Below are 24,047 nucleotides of genomic sequence, written 5' to 3' on the forward strand. Positions count from 1 at the left end.
GCCCGGCCCCGACCGGTAGGTACGGGGGGATGCCAAAAAAAACTACTCAAGCCGAATTCTGATGGGTAAATTGAAGCGGACAGGGACGGCCTTTCCACATTGGGTAGCGGGAACCCACTGCCAACCCAGGTCAGCCATGAGCTGTATGAGGCGCTTGCCCTCGTCGCCAAAACCACCACCGATATCACGGACACAGGTGATGGATGCGGGGTCAATAAGGCCCTCGGCCGTGATGGTGAACGAAACGACAATGGTACCACTGATGCAATTGCTACGGCTAATAGGAGGGTAGCGCAAATTGCTGTAAATGAAGTGGAGCATCTGCTGTTCTGCCTGTTTGCGGTAGTCGGCTCCCGAGTTTTTGGTTTTGATGAGCAGTAACGGCATGACTTCTGACGTGTTGAACATCATTTCGGGCGTATCCTGATCTTTGGGGAAAGCAGCCAGGTTGCAAACTTGAGCGGAAAGAAAACCACCGCTGAAGAGGAGTAAAAAGGGGAGCCATCTCATAAGGCATATTTTTCCTTAAAGATGAAATATAAAAGCGATTTGGTGCTTTTGCATGGTTTGAACAACCAAAGGCACCTAAGGNNATAAGGTAAATTCATGAATTTACCTTATTATCTTATTGCCTTGTAAGAACACTCACCTTGATGTTACTAGGGTATTCCCCCATGTGATAAAGGCTGTGCTCTTGAGCCTGAAAATCCGCTTCGGTGGCCTCAAAGATATTGGGCACGAAAGTCTGCGGATTCATATCGATATAAGGAAACCAGCTGCTGTGAACCTGGACCATGATGCGGTGTCCTTTTTTGAAGGTGTGCATCACGTCTTGCAGTTTCCAACTGACCTCGGTAATTTCATTGGGTGCAAATGGTACGCCTTTTTCGAAACCATTGCGGTAGCGACCTCGGAAGGCCTCGCCCCGAACCAATTGCTGGTAACCACCCATGGTGAGGTTGTCCTGGGTTTCTTCGTAATCGGGGTGATTGTCGGGATAAACGTCAATGACTTTTACGATCCAGTCGGCATCGGTGCCGGTGGTGCTTACAAAAAGCTGGGCGTTGATAGGCCCGGCCAGGGTGACGTCTTCCATAAGCGGCTCGGTGGTGAAGGTGAGCACATCAGGGCGGCGCGCTACGTGGCGCTGGTCGTCGGCCATGTATTTGCGCGGAATAAATAGCGGCTTGATATCCGTATTAAAAGGTACTGGGTGCGCTGGGTCGCTGGTGAAGCTGGAAGCAGCGGATTCTTGCTTTTGCTCCTCTTCAGAAAGACTACCGTTATCATTCAAGAAGATGGTTTGTTCTATGGTGTTTTCTGGTGGCCAGTTGGCAAAGTCGCGCCATACCTTAGTGCCACAATCGAACATGTGGGCTTCGGCGAGGCCGGTTTTGCCATCGGCGGGGCCTTTGAGCCAGTGGTGGAAGAAACGGGCTTCGACATCGGCCTGGTAATCTTCATTGATGTTTTCACCAAAAAATACATTACTAACGGATTGGCAGCCCTTGCGGCGCGACCAGTCGCCATGACTCCAAGGCCCCATGACGATGGTGTTGTAAGTGTCGTCGTTCCATTTTTCGATGTTGCCATAAGTCATGAGCGGCCCGTAGAGGTCTTCTGCATCAAACCAGCCGCCTACGGTCATTACTGCCGGGCGGATGTCTTTGAGGTGCTGGACGATGTTTCGGCTTTGCCAAAACTCATTGTAGTCGGGGTTGGCCATGATCTCCTTCCAAAAGAAATTATCCTGATTGGAGACGGCATCGAGTTTAGACAGTGGAGTGTGCCTGAGATAGAAATCATACGGATCAGGCCCCATGTTAGGAAATTGGTACCAGGCTTCGTTGGTAGGTGCTGTTTTTTGAATACCGAAAAGGTTGTTGACCGACCAGTAGGCCAGGGTATAAGCCCCGTTGTGGTGGAAGTCATCAAAGTAGAAATCGCCGATCGGGGCTTGCGGGCTTACCGCTTTCAGGGCAGGGTGTGCGTCGATGAGGGAGCAGGTAGAATAAAAGCCAGGGTAAGAAATGCCCCAGACGCCTACCTTGCCAGTATTATTTGGGATGTTTTTCACCAGCCAGTCGATACTATCGTAGGTGTCGCTGCTTTCGTCAATCTGGCTGGTAGAGCGTTTGTTTGGGATATAGGGGCGCATATTGTCGAAGGTGCCCTCGCTCATCCAACGGCCACGGACATCCTGGAAGACGAAAATATACTTCTCGTTGGCCAATTCTTCAAACCGATTAAACTGCTCGGGGTACTGATCTGCGCCATAAGGCTGGGCACTGTAGCAGGTGCGCTGAAGCATGATGGGGTAGGGGTTCTCCGGGCTCGCATCCTTGGGGGTGTAGACCGCAACATAGAGCTTGATACCATCGCGCATGGTGATGTAGTGCTCGGTTTTGTTGTAAAAAGCCTTGGGGTTTTCCGCAGGCGTTGTCATTACCTCTTCCGTGACGGCCTGTTGAGGTACGGTAGAGGTAGTGGTTACCGTCATGGTTTGGGTAACTTGTTGGGTAGGCGTACAGGCAAACAAAGCGAGTGCCAGCAGCAGGAGTAAGGTATTCCTCATTATTGAATGTTTTGAGGAATAAATATAGTAATAGTTAAGCGCTAAAGAACGAGTTCCACTTCAGTGAGCTTCTTTACATGATATGCTTCATTTTCTTTCACCACAATATCTAAGGGCAAGTATTGTTGTTTCTCTACTTCTTCGTTACGGATGAGTGATTTAAACAAACTATAAATTCCTCTGAATCCCTGGTCTGCAGGGTTCTGATTGATCAAGAAATTGATCTTATTGGTTCTCAGGTAATTTAAGTTGGGGTCAATTAAATCGAAGCCAACAATTTTAAGATTTTTGCTAACAATAAGATCTTCAATGCATTCTAAGATTTTATGCGCTCTGGAATTGGTAACAAAAATACCTCTTAATAAAGGGGTGTTATTGATCAAATTATTCAAGAAGACCCCCAGCTTTTTGGGGTCATCAAATTGATCAAAATCTTCTCTGATTATCTGGACTTGCTTGTTATTGATTTCCTCAAAATAATCGCGGAAGCCTTGTTCTTTACTGATCAAATGCTGTGCGGCTTTAGTACTGTAGTCCAGATTAAGGATGCAAACCACACCACCATCGTTAAGTCCAAAATTAAGAAGTCGAGCACCAAGTACACCACTTTGGTAAGAGTCTTGTCCGATGTAGCAGAGCGGTTCAGCCCCTTCCAGATTGGTATTGATGATGACGTAAGGGATCTCGTGCTCTTCACATTCTTTGATCAACCAGCGGGCTTCTTCTGCAAACATTGGAGGAAACAGCAGACCATCAGGAAGGGTCTTGATAACGGCCTTAGCTTTTTCAACAAAACTGGCAGGGCTGCCATAATTGAAGAAAGTCTGTTCCAATGCCAAGCCATAGTGTTGTACAGCTTTTACGGCTTTTAGCACCCCGTCGTTGGTTTGCGACCAGTACAGGTCATCTTCAGGAGAGGGGAGTAAACTGGCAATGCGGACCGTTCTGTTATATGCCAAAGCGCTGGCAAGTATATTGCGCTCATACCCAATTTCATCTATAACTTTCAGTACTCTTTCTTTAACCTCGGGTGATACCTTGCCTCTATTGTGAAGCACGCGATCAACAGTCCCTGTTGATACTTCAGCCTTATTGGCAATGTCCTTTATTCTTATTTTCTTCTTCATAAAATAATCCTGTCTCTAAAGGTAAAAAAAGGTAAGCACTTTTATTAACTACGCTACCTAGGTGTTTCTGGCGATATGCGAATTAAATAAGTGTGTGTGCGTGCACAGCTAGAATTAAATATGTGTGTGTACGCACACAAAAGTAAAAATATTTTGTGTGTGCGCACACACTGTATTGAAAAATTCCTACCTTTACCTTGTCAAAAGGAACAATTACATATAAAAAAAAGTGCTTCCGAGCATGTTTCACTCAAGGAGATGGCAACAGTATTAAGCATTGATATCGGTGGTACTTCGACCAAGCTGGCAGCAGTGGACGAGGCTTTCAATGTGCTTGATACGGTTAGCGTTAGCACCCAGGATTTCAAAAATGAGGACGCTTTTTTTGCAGGTTTATTCCAGGCGATTGAAGAGATCTCAGGGAGATTGACCAAAGAGCATAAATTTCAAGGTATTGGGATAGGAGCCCCCTGTGGCATTCCTGAAGAGGGAGTTATATACGGGGCTGTTAATCTTCCTTTTTCTGAAAGAGTAGAAATTGTTAAGCTGGTAGAAGAAAGGTTTTTATTGCCAACACTTCTTACCAAGGATAGCTATGCTGCAACGCTTGGCGTGCAAGTTCAGAGGGGTGCAGAAGCGATGGCTAATTATGTGGTACTCACTTTAGGTACAGGTCTGGGGTGTGGGATAGTGGTGAATCATCAATTGGTAACGGGCGCAAATGGCCAGGCCGGAGAATGGGGGCACACTGCAATTGCCCGGAGTAACCGCACTTGCCACTGCGGAAAGATTGGGTGCCTTGAAACTTATGTGTCTGCTACCGGGATCAAGCGAACCCTTTTTCAATTACTGGCAGACTCCAATGAGTCCAGTGTGTTTCGTGATTTGACTTTTAATCAAGTTACTGCTGAGGAAATTTATCAGGCTGCTTTGATGGCAGATCCACTGGCGCTGGAGGCATTTTCGATTACCGGAGAGGTTTTAGGGGCAAAGCTGGCAGAGCTAGTCGCCATTTTTGAACCAGAGGCCATTTTTCTAGCGGGTGGTTTAGCGAATGCCGGAGAAATTCTTATCGAAAAAGTAGCTGTAGCAATGGAGGAACAACTCCTCAGTATATATAAGGGGAAGGTGAAAGTTTTACGTTCCTCGTCGGCAACTAATGAAGCTGCAATTATTGGTGCCGCTTCTATTGTTTGGAACCATCTAAAATCATCGTCTAAATGTCTGTCATGATGAGCAATCATACCTTGAAGTATCAACTCCGATCGTTAGAGAAGCTCCCCATAAAAATTTGGGAAGACGCTACCGATGCATCAAAGCACGTAGCCCGTTCTATAGCTTTAGCCATTCGTCAAAAACAGCAGGAAGGAGAGCACATTGTACTGGGTTTGGCTACAGGGTCATCACCTATTGATGTGTATAAAGAACTTGTTCGCATTCATAAAGAGGAAGGGTTAAGCTTCAAGAATGTGATCACATTCAACCTGGACGAGTATTATCCTATTGTTCCTGCTTCAGAACAAAGTTATGTGTGGTTTATGCACGAGTACTTGTTCAAGCATATTGATATTGACCCCAATAATATCCACATTCCAGATGGCACCATTGAGATGGACCAGGTAGAAACCTATTGCCGGGAATATGAGAAAAAAATTGACCAGGCAGGAGGCATCGATATTCAACTGCTGGGCATTGGTCGAACAGGGCATATTGGGTTCAATGAACCGGGGTCCTGGCGCAGATCGGAGACCAGACTCGTACGCCTCGATGATATTACACGGCGGGATGCACTCAAGGATTTTTTACAACCGGAGTCTGTTCCCTACCGTGCAATTACGATGGGTATTGGAACCATAATGAAAGCTCGTAAAGTCTACCTCTTAGGTTGGGGGCACCATAAAGCCGATATTTTACAGCAAGCCGCAGAGGGGCCGGTTTCTCCTAATATTCCTGCTACTTTTCTACAGGAGCATCCTAATGTGAGTGTGCTCATTGATGTAGCTGCATCCACGGCCCTTACCAGAGTGAAAACACCTTGGAGGGTAGGGATTTGCCAATGGACGGACGACCTGGTCGTACAGGCTGTTATCTGGTTGTCACAAACGGTGAAAAAACCGATCCTACGTCTAACAGACAGTGATTACAATGAAAATCATTTGAGCGATTTGATTATCGAATACGCTTCCTCTTATGATTTGAATATTAAAGTACATAATCGCTTGCAAAATACCATCACCGGATGGCCTGGAGGAAAGGCAGGCACGGATGATAGTCGTCGCCCGGAACGTGCGCAGCCAGCTAAAAAACGGGTAATTATTTTTAGTCCTCATCCCGATGATGATGTAATTTCAATGGGAGGGACCTTCTTGCGCCTGGTAGAGCAGGGGCATGATGTACACGTTGCTTACCAGACCTCCGGGAATATTGCTGTTCATGACCATGATGCAGCTCGATTTGTAGAGTTTATCCAAGAGCTGGGCGAGCATACAGACCTACTGAAAGAAGATCAAAAGAGCAGCCTGGAAAAATCGCTGAAATTCCTGTCTAAGAAACAAATTTCTACCAAAGACACCAATGAAGTTCGATTAATAAAAGGGCTCATCAGGAGAGGCGAAGCACGAGCAGGCGCACGATTCTGTGGCCTGGGAGAGAAAAATATCCATTTTCTCGATCTCCCTTTTTACGAAACAGGATCGACGAGAAAAAGCCCTTTAGGGCAAAAGGACATAGCGATTATCAAGGATTTGATGACGGAAATCAAGCCCCATCAGGTATTTGCCGCCGGCGATCTTGCAGACCCTCATGGTACGCATCGGGTATGTCTCAATGCTATTTTTAGCGCTTTTCAAGAACTACAGAGCCAAAAATGGATGAAAGATTGTTGGCTCTGGCTCTATCGTGGCGCATGGCACGAGTGGCCCGCGCACGAAATTGAAATGGCCGTGCCGCTCAGTCCTGTAGAACTACACAAGAAACGCAAAGCCATTTTTATGCACCAGTCGCAAAAAGACAGTCCTCCGTTTCCCGGCGATGATGAACGAGAATTTTGGCAACGTGCCGAAGATCGAAACCGGGATACTGCCCGCATCTATCGGAGCCTGGGCCTTTCAGAATACGAAGCGATAGAAGCCTTCCGAAGGTGGAAGTTCTAATAAATAATAACCCCTCCAACAAATAACTAAGTACTCAGCTCACTATCCCCAAGGGCTAAAACCTTGATGAGGGAAGAAGCTACATTAATGTTCATTAAACTTTTTTTATGAAAAACTTTTTCACTTTACTCTTGCTAGTGGTGCTGACAGTTTCGGCTGCATCGGCACAAAAAAACATCAGGGGTACCGTGTCTTCTTCGGATGGTGAACCTCTTATTGGGGTAAGCATCTTGGAAAAAGGGACAAGCCAAGGTACCATTACTGATTACGACGGTAATTTTGAGCTATCGATTACCGAGGGAGCAATACTTGAATTCTCTTATACGGGGTATGCTTCTCAATCGATTACCGTTGGGAGTGATGACACCTACAATGTAACACTTCGCGAAGGGGTTAACTTGGACGAAGTAGTAGTGACTGCACTGGGTATCTCCAGAGAGAAAAAATCATTAACCTATGCTTCTCAAGAAGTAGGAGGAGAAGCCCTCACGGATGTGAAGGACGTCAATGCCATCAATGCCCTTACGGGCAAGGCTGCTGGTGTCGTTATCAACCGAAATGGGTCTGGTGTTGGTGGTTCTACCCGTATTGTGTTGCGTGGGAACAAGTCTTTGACCGACAACGAACCTTTATTTGTGATTGATGGTATCCCTATGGTTAATTCTCGTCAGGGGGACCAGGAAAACCTCTTTGGAGGAGGAATTGATTCGGGGGATGGTATTTCTAATATCAACCCGGATGATATCGCGAGTATGACTGTTTTGAAAGGCGCTTCTGCGGCAGCCCTTTACGGTAGCCAAGCAGCAAATGGTGTTATCCTGATTACGACCAAAAAGGGAAAAGCTGGAACAGCGAAGATCAACTTCTCGTCTAGCATGGTAACGGAGAATGCGGCTTATGGCCCAGAGTTGCAGTATACCTATGGTCAGACCAGTGATGGCGCTGAGTTTAGCTGGGGCCCACAAGTGAATGCCAGCAACCACGTCGATGATTTTTTCCAGACCGGCGTGAACTGGATCAACTCTTTGTCTATCAGTGGTGGTAGTGAGACCATGCAAACGTACTTTTCTTACTCTAATACCCAGGCTAAAGGCATTGTTCCTACCAATGAATTGGACCGTCATAATTTCACGCTTACTGAAACAGGTAACTTTTATGATGGCAAATTGGAAGTGAATGGCTCGGCGAGCTTTATTAGCCAGGAGGTGCAAAACCGTCCTGCTTCGGGGTTGTATTTTAATCCTTTGACCGGATTATACTTCTTTCCTAGAGGATTGGATTTTGATACCTATCGCGATAATTTTGAGATCTTTTCTAATGATCGCAATTTCAACGTACAAAATTGGGTTGCCGATCGGGATATTCAGCAGAATCCACACTGGATTTTAAACAGAAACCTCAATCAGCAAACCCGTAACCGTGTGATTGCTTCTTTGAGTGCAAAGGTTCGCCTTAATGATTGGTTAGATCTTAAGTTGCGTGGAAACACAGATAAGGCTTTTGATGAGGCCAAGCAAAGTATCTATGCCAGCACACAGGCTACATTGGCTGACCCAAATGGCCGCTATATTTTGAATCGTTTTAATAACAGCCAGACTTATGCGGATGCGATCCTGAGTGCTAATAAGCAAGTTGATAACCTGTCTGTCAATGCTAATCTTGGTATGAGCCATCGGCAAACAGAGTTTGCACAGGATGATTTTGATTCCCAGGGCGCTGATCTGCGTTTTGCCAATATCTTCAGTTTGCAAAACATTAACCAGCCGAATGCCAACTTCAAACAGTCGCTTACACGTTCTAAGCTGAATGCTGCTTTTGGAAGCGTTTCTTTAGGCCTCAATAGCACCTATTACCTGGATGCAACAGTGAGAAACGACTGGTCATCTGCCTTGCCTGATCAATCCTTCCTCTATTATTCGGTAGGGGGTAGTGTTGTACTTAGTGAACTTATGGGCAGCAATGGTATTGATTTCCTTAAATTACGTGCATCGTATGCTACTGTAGGTAATGACGTTTCAGCTTATGTTGTTAACGCGCGTACCAGCAACCACGAAATTTCTTCCGTTACAGGTTTGAATGTAAATCGTGTAGGTCCTATTCCTGGTAGCACGCTAGAGCCAGAACTTTCCAAGTCGCTGGAGATTGGTTTAGACTTCCGAACGTTTAACAATAAGCTGAGCCTTGACCTGGCTTATTACAAGACCAATACAACCAATCAGTTCTTGCGCATTAGTGCTCCTGCTGGTAGCGGGTTTTCACAGTACCTGGTGAATGCTGGTGATGTTGAAAACTCCGGTGTTGAAGTTTTTCTTGGCCTGGATTTGGTGCAAACGGATAACTTCAGCTGGAATATGGGGCTAAATGCGGCGGCTAACAGAAATGAAATCATTGAGTTGCACCCTGCACTTGATAACGGTGAATTCTTTATCAATGATGCCGGTGTAAACAGTTACGCAATGGTGATCAGAACGGGAGGTTCTTTCGGTGATATCTATGGCCGTAAGTTTGCTCGCGATGCCAATGGTAATATCCTGTTGGATGGTGGCGCACCACAGCCAACGGAGGGCGCACTAGAGTATTTGGGTAACCCTAATCCAGACTTTATGGCTGGCTTATCTAATACCCTTACCTTCAAAGGTGTAACCCTTAAGTTTCTTATTGATGGCCGTTTTGGCGGCGAAGTGATGTCTATTACCGAGGCATTATTGGATGAATTTGGGGTCTCCCAGCGTTCTGCCGATGCGCGTGATGCAGGAGGAGTCGAGGTAAACGGTACCAAAGTGGATGCCGAAGCTTACTACACCGCAGTAGGAGGCCGTTCAGGTATTACCGAAAACTACGTTTACGATGCTACCAATATCCGCCTTCGAGAGTTGTCTTTAGGCTTCAATTTGCCAAAGTCATTTACAGAGAACTTAGGTTTCCTGAATACCGCTAGGATTTCACTGATTGGTAGAAACTTGTTTTTCATCACTAACAATGCACCCTTTGATCCCGATGTGACCTTCTCTACCGGCGTAGGTTTCCAAGGGGTAGATGTATTCAGTTTGCCATCTACTCGCAGCTTTGGTTTCAATCTTTCACTCGGATTCTAAGCGGCGACGAAATCTTAGGGTTTGTAATTTGATTTGGCATTAACAGTGCCTTTGTATTGCGCAGAAAATAAAGTGCGATTTAGCTTCGCTGCTTCTGCGAGGTTTTCTAAGTTTTCCAAATAGTTAAAGCGCTTAAAATGAAGCGCTTATTCAACTGTTATGAAAAAAAACGCTTTTATTTTCGTGCTGTTCCTTTCTAAAAAAGAAAAACAATGATGAAATATATTAATTACCTGGGTTCAGCTTTTTTACTGACCCTCTTATGCTTCAACTTTTCAAGTTGTGATAAAGATTTTGAAGAGTATAATCAAGATCCTTACGCGATTACCAACGCCGATTTGGAGCGCGACTTCAAACTGGTGGGAGAACCTTTTATCAATATTATCCAGAACATTTATGTTCACACACCAGCCTGGGTAACCCAGCTTCAGCAGAACCTGATGGGGGATGTTTACTCTGGCTATATGATGCCACCGACCCCGTTTGCAGGTAATTCTAATAATATGAATTACAATTTGGTAGACGGTTGGAACACTTGGGCATGGAACCCTGCCTACCAGGATGTTATGGCGCCAGGTCTTGATGTAGTAAGCAATGCCGGCGATAAATTCCCTGAATTTGTTGCCTGGTTGAAGATCGTTCAAGTGACAGCGATGCACAGGGTGGCAGATATTTTCGGCCCCATCATCTATACTAAATTTGGGCAAGTAGAAGCCGATGGTACGATTGAATACGATTGTGTGGAGGATGCTTATGATGCTTTCTTCAATGATCTCAATGATGGTATCAATGAGTTGACCAATTACGTGGATGCCAACCCTGGAAAGCAACCTTTCTCCAGTTTCGACGAAGTATATGCTGGCGATATTACCAAGTGGATACAGTATGCCAACTCTTTGCGCCTCCGCCTGGCAATCCGTATTTCTAAAGTAGATCCAGTAAGGGCTAAGCAGGAAGCAGAAGCAGCTTACACCCATCCAATGGGCTTGATGACAGAAAATGAGGGTAGTTTTACGATTAAGAACAGTATTCCTCATCCGATGAATACCATCAATAATGCTTGGAATGATATTCGTATGGGCGCGCCTATGGAATCTATTTTAGTAGGTTATAACGATCCTCGTTTAGATGCTTATTTCCGTCCTTCGGAAATCGTGGCTGATGCCTACAAAGGTATCCGCATAGGTATTCCTATTGCTGATAAGGGTGATTATGTAGATTTCTCGGCTTTACAGAGCTTGGGCGATGTGCAGATCATGGTTTGTTCAGAAGTTTACTTCCTGCGTGCAGAAGGAGCACTTCGTGGTTGGAATATGGGCGGGACTGCTCAGGAACTGTACGAAGAAGGTGTTCGTAAATCATTTGAACAATTTGGCCTTGGCGGCGTAGATGCTTACCTCGCTGACAATACCAATACTGCTATTGATTATGTTGATGCATTCAATAATGACAACAGTATCAGCGCCATGAGCAACGTAACAATTGCTTGGGACAATAGCGATGATTTTGAAACGACGCTGGAGAGAATCATCACCCAAAAGTGGATTGCGATGTTCCCTGACGGGCAGGAGGCTTGGTCGGAATACCGCCGTACGAGCTATCCTCCGCTATTTCCTGTTGTGTTGAACAATAGCAATGGCGAAATTGATACCGACGAGCAGATCAAGCGTGTCAAGTATCCATCAAGTGAATATGCCCAAAACCCTAACGGGGTACAAGGTGGCATCGATTGCCTGGGAGGCTCAGACAATGGCGGCGTAAGCCTTTGGTGGGATATTGATTAAGATTTAATACACTACTTTGGTTAGGCATTTTGATCACAATATTTGTGGTCAAAATGCCTTCTTTATAAATCCTTCGCCTATGCTTCGTATCTGTAGTGTTTTCGTTCTTTTAGGAACCTTATTGCTTGCTTGCCAATCTTCTGATAAGCAGGAATTGTTTACGGAAGTAAGCCGCAATAAGACAGGAATTGATTTTAGGAATCTGCTCCGCGAAGATGAAAACTTCAACATCTTCAAGTACCAATATTTTAACAACGGCGGAGGCCTGGCAATAGGAGATTTTAATAACGATGGACTTGAAGACATCGTATTCTCCGGTAATATGGTCAAGAACAGGCTGTATATTAACCAAGGTGATTTTCATTTTGAAGATGTGACAACCTCTTCAGGAATAGCAGAGAAAGAAGGATGGTGTACTGGTGTAACGACCGTGGATATCAACCAGGATGGTTGGCTGGATATCTACATTTGCCGAGCCGGTTATCCCTTTGATGATTTGCGGTCCAACTTACTATTTATCAATAATGGCGACCTGACTTTCACTGAGAAAGCAGCGGAGTATGGGATTGACGATCTTGCTTATTCCACCCACAGTGCTTTCTTTGATTATGACCTTGATGGTGATTTGGATTTGTTTTTACTAAATCATTCTACCGTCGAATATTCTCGGGGTTCGCAGGAAGTTTTTCAGTTGCGCAACAAGAAAGATCCGGATTTTACCAATAAGCTTTTTCGCAACGATGGTGCTCAATTCACCAATGTAACGACGGAGGCCGGCATCTACGGAAATGTGTTGACTTTCAGTCTGGGGATCAGCATTTCGGACATCAACCAAGATGGTTGGCCGGATATCTATATTGGGAATGATTTTAATGAACCGGATTACCTTTTCCTCAATCAGCAAGACGGGACTTTTAAAGATATGGCTTCCGGAGCTTTTGACCATACAGCCATGTTTTCTATGGGGTCAGATATGGCCGATATTAATAACGATGGACTCGTAGACCTCGTTAGTTTAGATATGTTGCCTCACAGTAATTATCAGCAGAAAATGCACGCTGGAGTCGACAATTACGATAAAATAAATATGCTTGCAGAGGATGGTTTTCATCACCAATCGAGTAGGAATATGCTCCAGCTCAATAATGGAGACGGCACTTTTACCGAGATCGGACAGTTTGCCGGTGTCTCTAATACCAACTGGAGTTGGGCACCCCTGTTTTTTGATTTTGACAATGATGGGTACAAAGACTTATTTGTAGCAAATGGTTATCCCAAAGACCATACAGATATGGACTTTTTGAACTTTACAGCCAATGAGGTGATAAAAATAAATCGGGGAGAAACGCCCGTTGATTTTGAGGGGTACATGGCCGAAATGCCGCCTATCATCGTTCCCAATTATTTTTTTAAAAATATAGACGGCTTACGGTTCGAGAACCATACTTCTACGTGGGGCTTGGATAAGGAAATGGTCTCTCAAAGTGCAGCTTATGCCGACCTGGACAATGATGGCGACCTTGATTTGGTCCTGAATAACACGGGCGACTATGCGACGGTATACCAAAACAACGCACGCGCTATTAACGACAATCATTACCTGAAAATAAACCTTTCTGGTAATAAAGAAAACCCACAGGGGATTGGTACAAAGGTCTATGCCCATGCTCAGGGGAAAGTCTTCTTTCAGGAGCAGCAACCTGTGCGTGGCTTTCAGTCGACGGTAGGTGGGGTTTTGCATTTTGGTTTAGGAAATATCAGCCAAGTGGATTCGGTGGTACTTGTTCTTCCCAATCATTCACAGGTTGTTCTCAATAATGTGGCTGTTGACCAAACCTTGGAGGTAGACCTAGAGACTGCGCAGCAAAACACGACAGAAAAGAAGGCCGCCAGTTCGTTGTTTAGCGCAACTTCTTTATTGGATTTTAAACATGAAGAACGAAGTTTCAATGATTTCAAAATACAGTCATTGCTGCCCTGGTTCTTTTCTTGTATGGGGCCAGCACTTGCGGTAGGGGATGCCAATGGAGATGGATTAGACGATGTTTTCATGGGCAATGGTGCGGGTGCCGCAGGGCAGTTGTGGTACCAAAAGCAGGAAGGTGGATTTATGTCAGTAAACTCCTTGCTCTCTTCTCCTGAATCCATGATTTACGAAGACAGTGATGCTGTTTTCTTTGATGCCAACGGCGATGATTACCTCGATTTGTATGTTGCCAGTGGCAGTTACGAGTTTCCGGCAGAGGCCCCACAGCTTAGAGATCGCCTTTACTTTGGCACACCCAATGGTGCTTTTAGAACAGATGGAAATACTTTGCCAACCAAGCATATTAGTACCAATTGTGTAGCCGCCGCAGATGTTGATCAGGATGGCGATACAGACCTCTTTATAGGAGGAGGCTATAAATATGGAGGATACCCGGAAAGTTACCCAAGCCAATTATTGCTAAATGATGGTTCCGGGAATTTCACGAGCCAGGACGTTCCGGCGGATAATGTCACAGCCGCATCCTGGGGCGATTTCAACGGAGATCAAAAAATGGAATTATTGGTCTTGGGAGAATGGACAACACCTCGGATTTATGAATTCGCCAATGGTCAATTGGTAGAGCAAACTCAAAAGTATTTCTCTCAGCCCTACTTTGGTTTGTGGAACAGCCTCCATCTGGTGGATATTGACCAGGATGGAGACCTGGATGTGGTGGCAGGGAATTTAGGAATCAATACCCAACTAAAGGCGAGTGAAGAAGAGCCCCTGGAGTTGTACGCCGGTGATTTTGACAATAACGGAGGTGTTGACCCCCTGCTTTTTTACCATGTCGATGGTCAATCTTGGCCTTTTGCATCACGCGATGATTTGATAAGTCAGTTGCCGGAGTTGAAACGGAAATTCCTTTATTTTAAAGATTATGCCACGGCTCAGCTGCCAGATATTCTCCTTCCAGAAGCCATTGCGGAAGCAAGGAAGTATCAGGCTTCTTATTTAGAGACCATGATTTTCGAGAATATTGATGGCAAGTTACAGTCTAGACCACTACCTGCAAGTGCTCAAATGAGCCCTGTTCATGCAATTACCGCTACTGATGTAGATCAAGATGGAAAAACAGATCTCATCCTGGCAGGAAACACCTTACAAGCAAAAGTGAAACTTGGAAGAATGGATGGTAACCACGGGCTGGTATTGCTTCAGCAGGAAGGAGGGGGATTTGTAGCAGCAACGCCAGAAGAGAGCGGATTGCTGGTACGCGGGCGCACTAACCAAGTGGCTATAATAACGTCGAAGACGACTCAATACCTACTTTTTGCACGTAACAAAGAGGCTGTGGTGGCCTATCAATTGAATAACTGAATCTAAGTTTATGGTTACATCAGAACAAATAGCTTTTTTCAGAAAAGAAGGTTACCTCGTTTACGAAAACCTACTGACTACCGAAGAAGTGAATTACTTCCGGGAAGTGTATGAAGACTTCTTGAATGGTAAGATTGATGCCCAAGGGCAGCGATCAGATTTAAGTGGAGCATCCAGTCCTGATCAGCCGGAAAAGATTGTGCAGATTATGAGACCATCATTGCTCTATCCTGCGCTTCAAAATTCGATGCTGCATCAGCGAGCGCTTGCCATTTCAAAAATTTTGTTAGGTGATGATATGGCTCTTGATTTTGATATGCTGATTGATAAATTACCCCATACCAATACGCCCACTCCTTGGCACCAGGATGAAGCATACTGGATAGACATGCCCGACAAGCGGGCGGTATCTTGTTGGGTCGCATTAGATAATGTGCAAAAGGAAAATGGTTGCATGTGGTTTGTTCCAGCTTCTCACGAAGTAAATTTACGGCCTCATCATCAAACGGGTAAGGGAGGCGCACTACAATGCGAAGCCAAGGAGGAGGAAGCCATCGCGGCGGAAATCTCTGCCGGAAGTTGCACTTTTCATTCAGGCCGAACGATTCACTACGCTCGGGGGAATAGCACGGATCGGCGACGACGGGCATTTATCACCAACTTCAGACCAGGAGACATGATTACTTACGAACGCTCAAAAGGTTTTGATCACCTGGGGAACCGTGAGGTAAGACAATGAAACTAAAATTGCAATATCCTTAAAACTGTACTATGTTCAGATATATATTCCTATCCTTTTGTATGGCCGTTTTCGTGCAGTCGTGCTCTCCTGTAGCAACGGACTTGGAGAACAGCTATGCGGTTATCCCTCTACCTCAAAGCGTGGTGCCACAGCAAGGCCAATTTATTATCAACGAAGCTACCACCGTCTTTGTGGAAGGGCAGAATGAGGGCGTAGACGCAGTTGTGCAGCAATTTGTAGAGCAAATGAATGCGTCGAATGACCTAACCTTAACGCAAGGAGAATCGGAAGGTGACAACCAGATTGTCTTTCAGCTAGCGACTACCATCGAAGCGCCTGAGGGCTATCATCTTTCCATAACGCCACAGCAGGTAAGTGTGCAAGCTGCCACTGCAAAAGGGATATTCTATGCCGTTCAATCTTTGCGGCAATTGTTATCTTTTGATGCCCAATCAGAAGGTGTTTGGTTTTTTCCTTGTGCCGAAATTGAGGATGAGCCCCGCTTTTCCTACCGTGGAATGCACCTTGATGTTGCGCGCCATTTTTATCCGGTGGAAAGTGTAAAGAAAATCATTGATCAGCTGGCTTATCATAAAATGAATACTTTTCATTGGCACCTTACCGATGATCAGGGATGGAGAATTGAGATCAAAAAATACCCAAAACTAACGGAGGTTGGCGCTTTTAGAAACGGAACGCTGGTCGGGCATTATAATGATGAACCTCATCAGTTTGATGGTCAGCGCTACGGTGGGTTTTATACACAGGAAGAGATCAAGGAGGTTATTCGTTATGCCGAGGAACGCTTTGTACAGGTTATTCCTGAAATCGAGTTGCCAGGGCATGCCCAGGCGGCACTCGCTGCCTATCCGGAATTGGCCTGCACTGAAGGGCCTTTTGAAGTATGGCAAAAGTGGGGCGTATCAGAAAATATTTTTTGCCCAACCGAAGCGACCTTTACGTTTTTGGAAAATGTGCTAGCGGAAGTCGCTGGCCTTTTTCCTGGGAAATATATCCATATCGGCGGCGACGAGTGCCCAAAGTCGGCATGGGAGAACAGTGCTTTCTGTCAGCAGTTGATGAAAGAGCAAGGACTAAAAGATGAGCATGAATTACAGAGCTATTTCATCCGCCGAATAGAAGCTTTTTTAAATGAAAAAGGAAAGCAAATCATTGGTTGGGATGAAATTCTGGAGGGCGGCCTCGCTCCCAATGCAACCATCATGTCGTGGAGAGGTATCGAGGGAGGTATCGAAGCGGCCAATGCCGACCATGATGTCATCATGACACCGACCTCTCATTGTTATCTCGATTACTACCAGAGTGATCACCCTGACGAACCACTGGCCATTGGTGGCTTGACGCCCCTGGAAAAAGTCTATGGCTATAATCCAATTCCAGAAGAATTACCGGCCTCGCAGCACCATTTTATTCTGGGAGCGCAAGCGAACGTTTGGACCGAGTACATTATCACCCAGGAGAAGCTGGAGTATATGATCTTTCCACGCCTCTGTGCATTGGCAGAAGTGGTTTGGAGTGGAGAGAATCGGGAATTTGAAGATTTCGTAGTGCGCTTAACCACCCACCTCCAACGATTGGAAAAAATGGGAATAAAGCCAGCTAATCACCTTTATGAAATCACAGCAGATATTGATACCAAAGAGGGGCAAGTTGTAACGAGCCTGAGCACCCTTGCTAAAAATGCACAGCTTCATTACACGCTTGATGGTAGTGAGCCAGGGCCAGAAAACCCGATTTATACCAATACTTTGGTGGTTGATACGACCACGACCATCAGAGCTCAAAATTACTTGGAGGGTAAAGCCGTGGGAAGAGGCTGGCAGCAGGAAATTCGCTTTCATTTGGCTACGGGCCATACTGTTACCTTGGCCAATGCTCCTCACCCTAAATTCAATAGCGGCGGGCCAGAAGCACTCCTCAATGGCGTCAATGGCAGTGATGAACGGTACGGAGATGAGGAATGGCTTGGCTTTTCAGGAGAGGATTGTTTAGCCACCATTGATCTTGGCGCCGAAAAGGAAATTAGCGAAGTCGTTTTTCGCTTCTTCAAAGGAGAAGGGCAGTGGATTTACCTGCCAGCCCAAGTGGTAGTAGCTGCTTCTGAAGATGGAACAACATTCACTGAAGTCGGTAGTTTAGAGCAGGTGACAGGAGCTACTAAGGTCGTAAGTCCCAGGATTACCTTTCCGGCGATCGCTACCCGATACATAAGAATAGAGATTAAGAATTTCGGCATCATACCGCAAGGGCAACAAGGAGCGGGTAACGCATCGTGGCTCTTTGTGGATGAAATAAGCGTAAAATAAATAAACAGTTGTCATGACACTAAGTATACTCGATTGGTCCTTTATTACGGCCTTCTTTATTGTTTCGCTGGTGATTGGGATCATGGTTTCCAGGCAGAGTGGAAAAAGTTCTTCGGATTTTTTCCTTTCCGGAAGAAACATGCCTTGGTGGCTGCTAGGCGTATCTATGGTAGCAACGACCTTCTCGGCAGATACTCCTAACCTGGTTACGGATATTATCAGGAAAAACGGCGTCTCCGGCAACTGGGAATGGTGGGCTTTCCTGATTACAGGAATGATGACCGTTTTTATTTATGCTAAACTATGGCGGCGGTCAGGCATTCTTACAGACCTGGAGTTTTACGAATTGCGGTACAGCGGCAAGGAAGCCGCTTTTTTGCGAGGCTTCCGGGCGCTTTACCTAGGGGTTGTTTTCAATATTTTGATCATGGCTACGGTTTGTCTGGCTGCTATCAAAATTGGAAGCACGATGCTGAACTTATCGCCCATCCAAACACTGCTTATTGCCTCGGTCGTAACAGTCATTTATTCGGCAATCGGTGGCTTGAAAGGTATCATTCTGACAGATTTCTTCCAGTTTATCATTGCAATGATAGGCACGATATGGGCAGCTATTGTTATTGTAAACCTCCCCGAGGTGGGTGGATTGACAGAACTGCTGCAACACGAAAATGTCATTGATAAACTAGATATACTCCCTTCGTTTTCGGATAAGGATGCACTGATCAGTCTTTTGATTATTCCGCTGGCGGTGCAGTGGTGGGCCGCTTATTATCCGGGCTCCGAACCCGGTGGTGGCGGGTATATCGTGCAACGTATGTTGGCTGCCAAAGATGAGAAAAACGCTATTGCTGCCACACTTTTCTTCAATATTGCACACTATGCACTACGGCCATGGCCATGGATACTTATCGCTCTCGCTTCGCTCGTTGTTTTCCCTGACCTCAATTCCATCAGTGCGGCATTTCCTAATGTTGACCAAAGTGTTGTCAATGACGATTTGGCCTATTCGGCCATGCTTACTTATTTACCCAATGGCCTGTTGGGCATCGTGATCGCTTCTTTGATAGCGGCCTTCATGTCTACCATTTCTACTCACCTCAATTGGGGCTCTTCTTACATCGTCAATGACTTTTACAAGCGCTTTATTGACCCATCAGTGAGCGAGCGAAAGATGGTCTGGATTGGGCGTTTATCTACCATGCTGTTGATGGTTGTTGCAGCTGTTTTGGCCCTCTTTTTACAAAATGCGAAAACAGCTTTTGATATCATTGTCCTTATGGGTGCAGGAACGGGATTACTCTTTATCCTGCGCTGGTTTTGGTGGCGAATCAATGCCTACAGTGAATTGTCAGCAATGGTGATTTCGTTTGTTATTGCTATTGTATTCAAATTCATCATCCCAGGCTATTTTCCTAACCACATCGAGCTATTGCTGAGTGTTGCCATTACCACCATTGGCTGGGTAAGTGTCACCTTTCTCACACCTTCCGTTGATCGAGGAACCCTGGTGCATTTTTACCAACTCATTAAGCCTCACAGAATGGGGTGGAAGCCGGTTGTAGCGCAAGCCTTAGCGGATCAGGTTATTACAAAAGAAGAGGTTACGATCGGAAAATTACCGCGAGAATTATCAGGTATGTTTGCGGGGATTTTCCTCGTCTACGGCATCTTGTTTACCACCGGGTTTTGGCTCTATGGCAATATGCCCTATGCCATTGTTGGAACGGTGATTAGCATCATTTCAGCTTATGTCCTAAGAAAGGCATGGCAGAAGATATAAGGCTTTGGGGCCATGTTTTCTCGGATGAGGTCGCGTGTAATAAATATCGCCCTCTATTTTGATTCTTGTATCTGGTGATCCAATATGAATTGAGGTTCGACCTCATCCGAGACTAAAACCAAACACATAAATGTGCTTCAGCGTAGGGCCCAATACCCTACCTACAACTCCCCCAAAATCCGCCGGCCATGATAGGCAGGTACTTGAATCTTGCTTTGTACCTGTATCAGGTTGTCTTGAGTAATTTTTCCGGCAGCAATGATGTGTTTGGACGGATGTAATAAGTCTTGCATGGCCATGATTTGATCAGCACCTTCCAGCGCGGTGGGGTCACCACCAGAGGTGAGAATACTGGTCAGGTTAGGTATCTGATTAAGGGCCGGAATGCTGGCGAGCGGATCAGTTACGTAGTCAACCACCTTATGCAAGGTGAATTCCTCCTCCGGAAATGCCGCGCAAAGCGCACTAATGGCAGGGATATCCAGCTCGTTTTCTGGCGTAGCCATCCCTATAACAAAATGTCGGATACCTATTTTCTGGAATTCCATTATGCTATCCCACATAAGACGCAACTCTTTCAAGGTAAATGCGAAATTTCCTCCCCTGGGGCGAATCATCACTTTTATCGGAATATCGACGGCTGCTAAAGTACGCTTGGTAAGGGCGAGTGCTGGCGTCAGACCATCTTGCGCCAAGTCGCTACATAACTCTAGCTGACTTGCTCCTCGTTGAGCAGCGTTGATTGCTTCGTTGATTGTTTCTACACAAGCTTCGATAATAGGTTTCTGCATTAGAGAGGGCATATTTAAGTGAAGGCTTTTTTGATGGTTTTGCAGCCTCAGGTTTTGTTTACGAAGTCTTTAGCAGGTCGGCCACTTCTTGGTGTTTAGCGTGATCCAGTGCTGTTTTACCATCTGTATCTTTTAGACCTCTGTAAGCTCCCGCTTCTAGGAGCATTTGCACTATAGCGGTGTGGCCATACGTGGCAGCGTAGATAAGCGCTGTAGCTCCGCTTGTGTTTTGGATATTCACCCCGGCGCCGTGATCCAACAGTAGATTGGCCATCTCTTCAGACCCTTTAAAACAAACGCCCATTAATGCGGTATTACCAGATCCAGCCTGTTCGTCGATATCGGCACCTGCAGCCAAAAGAACCTTTACAACGGGCATTTGGCCACTATAGGTTGCCATTACGAGCGGTGTGAACCCCCGTGCATCTTTTTCTTCTGCTAGGGCAGGATTGTCAGCAAGTTGGGCTTTTACTTCCTCTATGTTTCCAGCGCGGATAGCATCAAAAAAAATCATCCTTTAAATAATTTTGGTTATAGCCTTGTCGATTAATTTCCAAATTTACAATAAGTAATTATAATGCCAATGATAGTGTTATTAGATTTGCTTATTAAAAAGTAGGAGGTACCATGACACTTCAGCAGCTTGAGTATGCCTTTCATCTAAGAAAAACCGGCTCTTTCAGCAAGGCCGCAAAAAAGGCTGGCCTCAGTCAGCCGGCTATCAGTCAGCAGATTACAAAGCTGGAAAATGAGCTGGGTTTTGCTGTTTTTGACCGGCAAACTAAGCCCATAAAAGCAACACCCACAGGAAGGCGTTTTCTGGAACGGGCTCAAATGGTATTGCTGGAAGCCCAACAACTCAAGGAGTTTGCTCTCCAATTAGAAGAGGATGTGGAAGGTTCTTTAACCGTTGGAATCATTCCTACGCTTGCTCCTTACCTGGTGCCGTTTTTTATTCAGGATTTACAGGAGAAACATCCCCGAATCAAGCTTAATGTTCAGGAGATGATGACCAAAGATATCGTACGTGGTATTCTGGATGGCGAGCTCAACGGGGGGATAATATCCACACCTATAGCCAGTCAGTTGGCTTTTCAGTATGTCCCATTGTTTTTTGAAAAATTCTTCCTCTATGTTTCTTACAAACATCCCTTTTTCGAGCAACCTGAAGTCAGCCTGGAAGACATCAGGACAGAGGATTTATGGCTCCTCAATGAAGGGAATTGCTTCAGTGATCAGGTCAACAATATGTGCCAACTCACCCGTTTGAATAAGCAGAAGCCTCAATTGGAATATGGTAGCAACTCTATCGAAGCATTGCGCCGTATTGTTGAACATAAAGGCGGCCTTACCTTTCTTCCAGAACTGGCAACGCTCAATGTGTCCCCCAGCCATGAGGACATGATCAAAAAAATAGCAGGCCCAGTAAGAGCAAGGGAAATAAGTATGATCTTCTTAAATAATGACCCTAAAAAGCATCTACTACTTAAGCTAAATGATGTGATCCAGGATAACGTGCCAAAATCTGTTTTGCAAAAAGGCGAGAAGTTATTGGTAAAAACGAATGTGGAAGTGTAGAGTGCTTGCTCGCGCTTGCGTTAGTACTCGCTGCGCTCGCGGATTTCAGAATCACGTATAGGAGGGAGACTATTGCCGACTGGAACTCCTTCAGAAATAGTGGATTCGGTAAAAATAAGGATAGTATACTTTATTGAGGCCCAAAAAACCGCGAGCGCAGCGAGCACCTCCCGCGATTCCGATTCGTCGGAAGAGCACCACCATGAGTCCCGAGGTATCGGGACGAATACCCCCGTGAGCGCAGCGAACACTTCCGCGAATCCCGAGCATCGGGATGAGCACTACCCAGCCGTACCGACCACCACCATCTCCTCTAGCGTAGGCACTATGCTACCCCCTCTGGGTTCCAGTGTAACCGCAAAGGCCTGGACATTCTCAATAAAGGGTACTTCTTGAAGCGTGCTGTTGGTGTCAACGGTAACGTCAAAGACCCCCATGTCTACCGGGGTGCCGTCTACGATAGCCCATAGCTGGTATTGCTTATCGGCATCAGGGGTAGCGAGGTTAACGATGTCAAGGTAAGATTTCTTCGTCTCGGTGTTGTAAATGATTGAGGCGAAAGCCGTTGTGTCTTTATCTGTTCCTCGCATTTGTATCAGGCTGTTGCCCGATTGGCGAATGGTCTGCAATTGGTTGAGCAAACCACGGTTGGTTTCGGTGGTTTCATCACAATCCAGTTGCAGATTCTGGTATTCAGTAGCCAGCTCCTGATAGTTGCGGTCTTTTTGTTGGTTGTCGAAGAATAACCAAGCGGCAGCAGCTAGGGCAATGATTGCGAGCCCAGTGAGCCATCCGTTTATACCACCACTAGCAGGTGGAGTTGTTGGAGGTGTAGGCAATGGGTCAGGGACTATATTCTCCAGGCTGTCATTGAGCCGTTGTTGAAAGTCAGGACTTGGGCTGTCTTGATAAAGGGAAAGATATTTCTCTATGGCGTACTCTATCTGACGCAATTCTTCTACCAGCTCAGGGTATTTCTGGATATTAGCTTCTACCTCGCTTCTCTCGGTAGGAGAGAGCAGGTCGAAAGCGTATTGCTCCAAAATGCCAGATGCTATGTATGCTTTGATGTCCACGTCAGTGCCAATCGTTTAAAAGGTTCGTTAATGTAACGATGATCGTCAAAAGTTGCTTGAGATGATCATCCTTGAGTTGTTCGCGCAACAGATCAATTGCTTTCCGAAGGCGGGTTTTTATTGTCCCAAGAGGAATACCGAGTTCTTTTTCGATTTCTCTTTGGGAATATCCCTGGAAATAAGCTAGGTCAATCAGTTGACGGTACTTGGGGTCGATGGAGTCGAGGACTTTCTGGAGGCCAGCGTCTGCTATATTCGACTCTTCACTTCCCAATACATCAATACTTACGAGATTTTCGGTGCTAGTGGTTTCTCGGCTTTTACGAAAACCTGCAGAACGCACTTTATCTATAGCCGTATTACGGGCAATGTTGGCAAACCAGGTAAATAACCTTCCTTTTCCTGGTTGGTACTTTAGTGCGTTTTTCCAGATCTTTATGAAAGTATCGTGGAGAACCTCTTCAGCAATCTCGTGTGAACCTACAATACGTTTGATAACCCCCAGTAACGTTTCCGCGTAATTTTGATAAATAAGATCAATCGCAGCACGGTCTGACCGGCTGAGGAGGAGCGCAATTTGCTGCTCTAATTGATCCCTTTTTTCGAAATTGTTAGTCATTAAAGTATTGTTCAGCGGTAAGGTAGAAAAAATGATGAATGAATTCGGA

16 protein-coding genes are annotated in these 24,047 nt (G+C 45.6%); 9 read left to right on the top strand and 7 right to left on the bottom strand.

What is annotated here, in order from left to right; genetic code table 11:
• Nucleotides 1–42: 42 nt before the first annotated feature.
• The 3 genes from ACRBG0_RS11870 to ACRBG0_RS11880 form a co-directional block, all read right to left on the bottom strand.
• Nucleotides 43–510 (bottom strand): energy transducer TonB, encoded by a 468-nt coding sequence (locus tag ACRBG0_RS11870; protein WP_431487102.1) that lies wholly within the window; start codon nucleotides 508–510, stop codon nucleotides 43–45.
• 115 nt (nucleotides 511–625) lie between these two features.
• Nucleotides 626–2,575 carry a CocE/NonD family hydrolase gene (locus ACRBG0_RS11875; RefSeq protein WP_431487103.1) on the bottom strand — a complete coding sequence of 650 codons (1,950 nt, stop codon included), beginning with the start codon at nucleotides 2,573–2,575 and terminating at the stop codon, nucleotides 626–628.
• A 41-nt stretch (nucleotides 2,576–2,616) separates the two neighbouring features.
• Entirely contained in the window at nucleotides 2,617–3,702 is a 1,086-nt protein-coding gene (locus ACRBG0_RS11880; protein ID WP_431487104.1) for a substrate-binding domain-containing protein, read from the bottom strand.
• A gap of 258 nt (nucleotides 3,703–3,960) precedes the next feature.
• On the opposite strand from ACRBG0_RS11880, the gene ACRBG0_RS11885 reads away from it, so the two are divergent.
• The 8 genes from ACRBG0_RS11885 to ACRBG0_RS11920 all read left to right on the top strand — a co-directional run bounded on the left by ACRBG0_RS11885 (nucleotide 3,961) and on the right by ACRBG0_RS11920 (nucleotide 19,934).
• Nucleotides 3,961–4,935 (top strand): ROK family protein, encoded by a 975-nt coding sequence (locus ACRBG0_RS11885; RefSeq protein WP_431487105.1) that lies wholly within the window; start codon nucleotides 3,961–3,963, stop codon nucleotides 4,933–4,935.
• A complete protein-coding gene (gene nagB / locus ACRBG0_RS11890) occupies nucleotides 4,932–6,854 on the top strand; it encodes a glucosamine-6-phosphate deaminase (protein WP_431487106.1) in 1,923 nt (640 codons plus the stop codon). Before ACRBG0_RS11885 ends, nagB begins: the two co-directional genes overlap by 4 nt.
• A 107-nt stretch (nucleotides 6,855–6,961) precedes the next feature.
• Nucleotides 6,962–9,949 carry a SusC/RagA family TonB-linked outer membrane protein gene (locus ACRBG0_RS11895; protein WP_431487107.1) on the top strand — a complete coding sequence of 996 codons (2,988 nt, stop codon included), beginning with the start codon at nucleotides 6,962–6,964 and terminating at the stop codon, nucleotides 9,947–9,949.
• 212 nt (nucleotides 9,950–10,161) lie between these two features.
• Nucleotides 10,162–11,733 carry a RagB/SusD family nutrient uptake outer membrane protein gene (locus ACRBG0_RS11900; RefSeq protein WP_431487108.1) on the top strand — a complete coding sequence of 524 codons (1,572 nt, stop codon included), beginning with the start codon at nucleotides 10,162–10,164 and terminating at the stop codon, nucleotides 11,731–11,733.
• A gap of 79 nt (nucleotides 11,734–11,812) precedes the next feature.
• Nucleotides 11,813–15,082 carry a VCBS repeat-containing protein gene (locus ACRBG0_RS11905; RefSeq protein ID WP_431487109.1) on the top strand — a complete coding sequence of 1,090 codons (3,270 nt, stop codon included), beginning with the start codon at nucleotides 11,813–11,815 and terminating at the stop codon, nucleotides 15,080–15,082.
• Between the two features lie 10 nt (nucleotides 15,083–15,092).
• Entirely contained in the window at nucleotides 15,093–15,821 is a 729-nt protein-coding gene (locus ACRBG0_RS11910; RefSeq protein WP_431487110.1) for a phytanoyl-CoA dioxygenase family protein, read from the top strand.
• A gap of 32 nt (nucleotides 15,822–15,853) precedes the next feature.
• Complete coding sequence (locus ACRBG0_RS11915; protein ID WP_431487111.1) at nucleotides 15,854–18,151, top strand: glycoside hydrolase family 20 protein; 2,298 nt, start codon at nucleotides 15,854–15,856, stop codon at nucleotides 18,149–18,151.
• 13 nt (nucleotides 18,152–18,164) lie between these two features.
• Entirely contained in the window at nucleotides 18,165–19,934 is a 1,770-nt protein-coding gene (locus ACRBG0_RS11920) for a sodium:solute symporter family protein (protein ID WP_431487112.1), read from the top strand.
• Nucleotides 19,935–20,095: 161 nt separating this feature from the next.
• On the opposite strand, the gene ACRBG0_RS11925 is transcribed toward ACRBG0_RS11920, so the two are convergent.
• Complete coding sequence (locus tag ACRBG0_RS11925; RefSeq protein WP_431487113.1) at nucleotides 20,096–20,725, bottom strand: copper homeostasis protein CutC; 630 nt, start codon at nucleotides 20,723–20,725, stop codon at nucleotides 20,096–20,098.
• A gap of 58 nt (nucleotides 20,726–20,783) precedes the next feature.
• A complete protein-coding gene (locus tag ACRBG0_RS11930) occupies nucleotides 20,784–21,239 on the bottom strand; it encodes an ankyrin repeat domain-containing protein (RefSeq protein ID WP_431487114.1) in 456 nt (151 codons plus the stop codon).
• A gap of 113 nt (nucleotides 21,240–21,352) precedes the next feature.
• Between ACRBG0_RS11930 and ACRBG0_RS11935 the strand changes: the two genes are divergently transcribed.
• On the top strand, nucleotides 21,353–22,303 hold the full coding sequence (locus ACRBG0_RS11935) for a LysR substrate-binding domain-containing protein (RefSeq protein WP_431487115.1): 951 nt from the start codon (nucleotides 21,353–21,355) through the stop codon (nucleotides 22,301–22,303).
• Between the two features lie 281 nt (nucleotides 22,304–22,584).
• Here ACRBG0_RS11935 and ACRBG0_RS11940 read toward each other — a convergent pair whose 3' ends face one another.
• Complete coding sequence (locus tag ACRBG0_RS11940) at nucleotides 22,585–23,379, bottom strand: anti-sigma factor (protein WP_431487116.1); 795 nt, start codon at nucleotides 23,377–23,379, stop codon at nucleotides 22,585–22,587.
• Between the two features lies 1 nt (nucleotide 23,380).
• Nucleotides 23,381–23,998: an RNA polymerase sigma factor gene (locus ACRBG0_RS11945; RefSeq protein WP_431487117.1), complete on the bottom strand. Its 618-nt coding sequence runs from the start codon at nucleotides 23,996–23,998 to the stop codon at nucleotides 23,381–23,383.
• Between the last annotated feature and the right edge of the window lie 49 nt (nucleotides 23,999–24,047).

It is taken from the genome of Lewinella sp. (genome assembly GCF_050633125.1).
Taxonomy (GTDB): domain Bacteria; phylum Bacteroidota; class Bacteroidia; order Chitinophagales; family Saprospiraceae; genus Lewinella.

Coding starts and splice junctions, on each gene's coding strand:
- ACRBG0_RS11910 (WP_431487110.1), top strand. CDS start 15,093: ATGGTTACATCAGAACAAATAGCTTTTTTCAGAAAAGAAGGTTACCTC.
- ACRBG0_RS11900 (WP_431487108.1), top strand. CDS start 10,162: ATGATGAAATATATTAATTACCTGGGTTCAGCTTTTTTACTGACCCTC.
- ACRBG0_RS11915 (WP_431487111.1), top strand. CDS start 15,854: ATGTTCAGATATATATTCCTATCCTTTTGTATGGCCGTTTTCGTGCAG.
- ACRBG0_RS11930 (WP_431487114.1), bottom strand. CDS start 21,239: ATGATTTTTTTTGATGCTATCCGCGCTGGAAACATAGAGGAAGTAAAA.
- ACRBG0_RS11925 (WP_431487113.1), bottom strand. CDS start 20,725: ATGCAGAAACCTATTATCGAAGCTTGTGTAGAAACAATCAACGAAGCA.
- ACRBG0_RS11870 (WP_431487102.1), bottom strand. CDS start 510: ATGAGATGGCTCCCCTTTTTACTCCTCTTCAGCGGTGGTTTTCTTTCC.
- ACRBG0_RS11945 (WP_431487117.1), bottom strand. CDS start 23,998: ATGACTAACAATTTCGAAAAAAGGGATCAATTAGAGCAGCAAATTGCG.
- ACRBG0_RS11905 (WP_431487109.1), top strand. CDS start 11,813: ATGCTTCGTATCTGTAGTGTTTTCGTTCTTTTAGGAACCTTATTGCTT.
- ACRBG0_RS11920 (WP_431487112.1), top strand. CDS start 18,165: ATGACACTAAGTATACTCGATTGGTCCTTTATTACGGCCTTCTTTATT.
- nagB (WP_431487106.1), top strand. CDS start 4,932: ATGATGAGCAATCATACCTTGAAGTATCAACTCCGATCGTTAGAGAAG.
- ACRBG0_RS11895 (WP_431487107.1), top strand. CDS start 6,962: ATGAAAAACTTTTTCACTTTACTCTTGCTAGTGGTGCTGACAGTTTCG.
- ACRBG0_RS11880 (WP_431487104.1), bottom strand. CDS start 3,702: ATGAAGAAGAAAATAAGAATAAAGGACATTGCCAATAAGGCTGAAGTA.
- ACRBG0_RS11885 (WP_431487105.1), top strand. CDS start 3,961: ATGGCAACAGTATTAAGCATTGATATCGGTGGTACTTCGACCAAGCTG.
- ACRBG0_RS11935 (WP_431487115.1), top strand. CDS start 21,353: ATGACACTTCAGCAGCTTGAGTATGCCTTTCATCTAAGAAAAACCGGC.
- ACRBG0_RS11875 (WP_431487103.1), bottom strand. CDS start 2,575: ATGAGGAATACCTTACTCCTGCTGCTGGCACTCGCTTTGTTTGCCTGT.